At 36.9% G+C, this 4,142-nt stretch carries 5 protein-coding genes and 1 pseudogene; 5 read left to right on the top strand and 1 reads right to left on the bottom strand.

Annotated elements, in window-relative coordinates:
• On the top strand, positions 1 to 414 hold a 414-nt coding region (locus B2Y23_RS06205; RefSeq protein WP_291369665.1), incomplete at its 5' end, for a translocation/assembly module TamB domain-containing protein.
• A 347-nt stretch (positions 415 to 761) separates the two neighbouring features.
• Positions 762 to 962 carry a hypothetical protein gene (locus B2Y23_RS06210; RefSeq protein WP_291369667.1) on the top strand — a complete coding sequence of 67 codons (201 nt, stop codon included), beginning with the start codon at positions 762 to 764 and terminating at the stop codon, positions 960 to 962.
• A 524-nt stretch (positions 963 to 1,486) separates the two neighbouring features.
• On the opposite strand, the gene B2Y23_RS06215 is transcribed toward B2Y23_RS06210, so the two are convergent.
• Positions 1,487 to 1,696, bottom strand: coding sequence for a cold-shock protein (locus B2Y23_RS06215; RefSeq protein WP_086175076.1), 210 nt, complete (start codon positions 1,694 to 1,696; stop codon positions 1,487 to 1,489).
• Positions 1,697 to 2,199: 503 nt separating this feature from the next.
• Here B2Y23_RS06215 and B2Y23_RS06220 point away from each other — a divergent pair.
• The 3 genes and pseudogenes from B2Y23_RS06220 to B2Y23_RS06230 form a co-directional block, all read left to right on the top strand.
• Complete coding sequence (locus tag B2Y23_RS06220; protein WP_291369670.1) at positions 2,200 to 2,559, top strand: hypothetical protein; 360 nt, start codon at positions 2,200 to 2,202, stop codon at positions 2,557 to 2,559.
• Positions 2,560 to 2,713: 154 nt separating this feature from the next.
• Positions 2,714 to 2,983 carry a hypothetical protein gene (locus B2Y23_RS06225; RefSeq protein ID WP_291369672.1) on the top strand — a complete coding sequence of 90 codons (270 nt, stop codon included), beginning with the start codon at positions 2,714 to 2,716 and terminating at the stop codon, positions 2,981 to 2,983.
• A 296-nt stretch (positions 2,984 to 3,279) separates the two neighbouring features.
• A pseudogene (locus B2Y23_RS06230) lies at positions 3,280 to 4,142 on the top strand (aconitate hydratase B); the annotation flags it as partial.

The raw sequence follows: 4,142 nt of genomic DNA on the forward strand, positions 1-4,142 counted from the left end.
TATAACGATGCCGGATTATCGGAGCAAGAAGCCTTGAATGCCATCATTACTGGTCGTATTAATGAAGGTGCTAATGGTATTAGTCAGGAAGCGGGCTTTAAATCCGATGTCAACAATACTATTGCTGCTGCCGGCATCAGTTTGGGCTTGGGCGGTACTCGTGCGCTCACCAACCAGATTGGCCGTACTTTTGGCCTCAGTGGCTTGGCTCTGGATGCTCAGGGAACAGGGGATGATACTCAGGTCAGTGTGACCGGTTATATTACCCCGGATCTGTTTATCCGTTATGGCGTCGGGGTATTTACACCAGTGAATAAATTGACCTTGCGTTATCAAATGAATAAACGTTTGTATCTGGAAGCGAGCCAATCGCTGGAACGTGCAATCGATGTATTTTACAACTGGCGCTTCTAATGGTTTGAAAATGTAACTATTTGTTATATTAAAATTTTATCAAAATTGGTCTACATTGTTTTTAGCGGTGTAGGCTATGGGTAAGTTGTTGAACCATTTCAGAATTAGAATGCATGGGTTAAATTTACATCAAAGGGCTGAAATGAAACTCAGACCATGTTGTTAGATATTTCCTATGTAATAACAGAAATTGGAAACCTTAAAAGCCGTATTTCCAGTCAATTTTCAAGTAAACCAGAGCTGCATTCTTCAACCTCAGTTACACAAATGGTCATTGTTCACTATTGAATGAAGCTGTCAAATGTTTGAGCATAATATTTTCTTGGTTAAATAAGTGATGGATCGCCATGATAGATGAACAAAAGCCTTTAGATTTTGAAGATGATGAAGAACCTCAAGATTTCGAAGATGAAGAATTTATCAACGATAAGAAAGAGGATGAGATGTACAATCCTATTACCAAGGATGGCTCAAGTGTTGACCCTGCAGATGATGGAACACGTCATATTCGACCTGAAGATGGGGATCCAATAGAAGTCGAAGAGTAAAGAATAGCCCAATTTATGATTGGACTTTTTATTATCTGGGAGCTCTATATAAATCAAATAACTTTTTCAATTCACTCTCATACTGATTAATCTTATCAAAGGTATTTCATGAACCATTGTATTTTGCGGACTGAAGTTTTTTATTTTTATGAGATTTCATTGGAGGTTAGATAATTTAAACCCATTCATGAGGTACTTGATGAAGTAAAGGTCATGGGGGACTGCTATGCTTTTATCAGTATTTTCCACCATATTTTCGGTTTAGAAATCATTGCTGTTAACAGCTATATAAATATGCAAAAAATAAAGGGTTTTTGAATCAGCTTGAAAAAATTATTGCAAATGAAGCAAGGTATCAATCAATGCCGCAGCGTCAAAACTAGACTGGATCAACTGATGGTTGATTGATGAAATAGAACGTTGTGATTTTACATATTGGTATTTTATAAGGCTCAAAAAAAAGCGAGAGCTAAACTCTCGCTTTTCTTAAATCATGCTTACAGTCGGTAAGCGTGATTTTAAAATTATAGTGCTACGATGTTTACAGCATTCGGGCCTTTTTGACCTTGAGCGATGCTGAATTCAACTTGTTGGCCTTCAGCCAAAGTTTTGAAGCCATTACCAGTGATTTCGCTGAAGTGAGCGAAAACGTCAGGACCGTTTTCTTGTTGAATAAAACCGAAACCTTTAGTTTCGTTAAACCACTTAACAGTACCTTTTACAGTATTAGACATAATACAATCCTACAAAAATATTTTTTAGCTTATTAAAAAGCGTGATGATTTAACTTGAAAAGAAGAATGGAACTTTAAATCTGAAAAAACGAAGGATTATGACTAAAACTGCGAAATACAAAAAGATTTACCAGAACAAAACTATTTTTCTAGTTGGTATTAAGAATACAGTGATGTTTGATTTTATGCAACCAATTTTCGGTCCATTACTGCTGTTTGATGTATATATTTGTAATTTTAAAAATAAATAAAGTTAAAACAATAATATATAAATTTTGGGGAAGGGAAGAATGATACAAAAAATATTGTTCGGGCTTCATTTTTTTGGTTTTTTAATATCACAATTTGTTCATCGGTCTTTTTAAATGAGTTTTTTAGATCAAAAATCAGGTTGAAAATATCAGGCTATATCTTTTCAGTGAACGAATAAAATTCATTTTCAATAGGGGAGTTTCGTATTTGCCTTAACTTTGATTATCATAGAGGGCAATAGGAGAATGTTCATGAATAAGTTATTCACTTTAATGGTGCTTGTTGCTTTGGTCGGTTGCGCTGAAAAAAAACCATTAACCGCTGAAGAGCAGTGGAAAGGTTATTGTACCAGTGTAGGAAATGCTGCGAATACGATTATGTATGACCGTCAAAATAATATTGATAAAGCAGCTGCATTAGAACATGCCAATAAAATTGAAGATGCAACGACAAAAACCTTCATCCTGGATATTATTGAACAAGTCTATGCATTTCCATTGGCTGAAATTACTGCAGATCCAGAAGCAAGTCGCAGTCAATTCAAGCAAAAAATCACAGAAAAATGTATCGCGACACCGCACGACAAAATGCCTGATTACAAACCGTTCTAAAGAACGGTTTTTTTATATTTGGATCTTTTTAACATCTAAAAATAGCCTAAGCAAACGATTATAAATTGTGACATTTGACTAAATCATAAATATAGAAAAGCTTATATAAATAGTGAATAATGAAAATAACAACAAAAACACCGAGGAGCGTTATATGGATGTTGTGGGTTATCTACATAATGCAGACCTGCTCTTGGAAGATGAACAGGGTGTTGTGGTGATAGGCGGAAGTCGTTATGTACTCAGTCTGGGCGATAAAGTCTATCTGCAGAATGTGATTGATCAAGAATCGAAGCTTTATCAGGTTCATATTTCATTTGCCAGTGCAGAGCATGCTATGCTGCATGAAGACGAAATTCAGATTAAATTTGAAGGTTGTCGTGATGATTTACGTGAATATATGAATGCAACGACAGTACACTAAGGTTGAATATTTTTCTTATTGGAAAAGAGGCAACATAATGTTGTCTTTTTTTTGGCTAATGTTTCATTAAAAGTACCTTCCTTCATTATCAAAAAGCTTTAAAAGTGAAGGATTTGCTTATTGTGTAATCAATATGGGCATCATTTAGCTACAAAATAATGGGCATCACGAAGAAACACTCTACTTGCATTAACTTTTAACTGGAATTTTAGTAAAATTTAGCAGTCCATATTATTTACGAAGCTTTGAATAAGCTGGAATTCGTAGGTAATTTTTTAAAAAAGAGGAATAACACCGTGCTAGAAGCTTACCGCCAACACGTTGCAGAACGTGCCGCACTCGGAGTCCCACCGAAGCCACTTGACGATGCTCAAACAGCTGACTTGGTTGAGCTATTAAAAAATCCACCAGCTGGAGAAGAAGCATTCCTAGTTGATTTGCTTGAAAACCGTGTTCCTGCCGGTGTTGACCAAGCTGCTTATGTAAAAGCTGCTTTCTTGGCTGCTGTGGCAAAAGGTGAAGCAACTTCTCCATTAGTTACTAAAGAACGTGCGGTTTACTTACTGGGTACTATGCTTGGTGGTTATAACGTTGCTCCTTTAGTTGCTCTTCTTGATGATGCTGAATTAGCTGAACTTGCTGCTGAAGCGCTTAAGAAAACCCTTCTTGTATTTGATGCGTTCCATGACGTTGCTGATAAAGCAAAAGCGGGTAATGCCAATGCACAAGCAGTTCTTCAATCTTGGGCTGACGCTGAATGGTTCACTAGCCGTAAAGACGTTCCTGAAGAAATCAAATTAACTGTATTCAAAGTTACTGGTGAAACCAACACTGATGACTTGTCTCCAGCTCAAGACGCTTGGAGCCGTCCAGACATCCCATTACATGCAAATGCGATGTTGAAAAACGTACGTGACGGTATCAACCCAGAAGTTCCTGGTGAAGTTGGTCCGTTAAACCAAATTAAAGAGCTTGTTGCTAAAGGCAATCAGGTTGCTTACGTTGGTGACGTTGTTGGTACAGGTTCTTCTCGTAAATCTGCAACTAACTCTGTACTTTGGTTCTTTGGTGATGACATTCCGCACATCCCGAACAAAAAAGACGGTGGTTACTGCTTAGGTTCTAAAATCGCTCCAATTTTCTTCAACACGATGGAAGA

It is taken from the genome of Acinetobacter sp. UBA5934, assembly GCF_002430855.1.
Classification (GTDB): Bacteria; Pseudomonadota; Gammaproteobacteria; order Pseudomonadales; family Moraxellaceae; genus Acinetobacter.

Bases quoted from the DNA above. Each gene is read 5' to 3' on its own strand.
- B2Y23_RS06225 (WP_291369672.1), top strand. From the start codon at position 2,714: ATGGATGTTGTGGGTTATCTACATAATGCAGACCTGCTCTTGGAAGAT.
- B2Y23_RS06220 (WP_291369670.1), top strand. From the start codon at position 2,200: ATGAATAAGTTATTCACTTTAATGGTGCTTGTTGCTTTGGTCGGTTGC.
- B2Y23_RS06215 (WP_086175076.1), bottom strand. From the start codon at position 1,696: ATGTCTAATACTGTAAAAGGTACTGTTAAGTGGTTTAACGAAACTAAA.
- B2Y23_RS06210 (WP_291369667.1), top strand. From the start codon at position 762: ATGATAGATGAACAAAAGCCTTTAGATTTTGAAGATGATGAAGAACCT.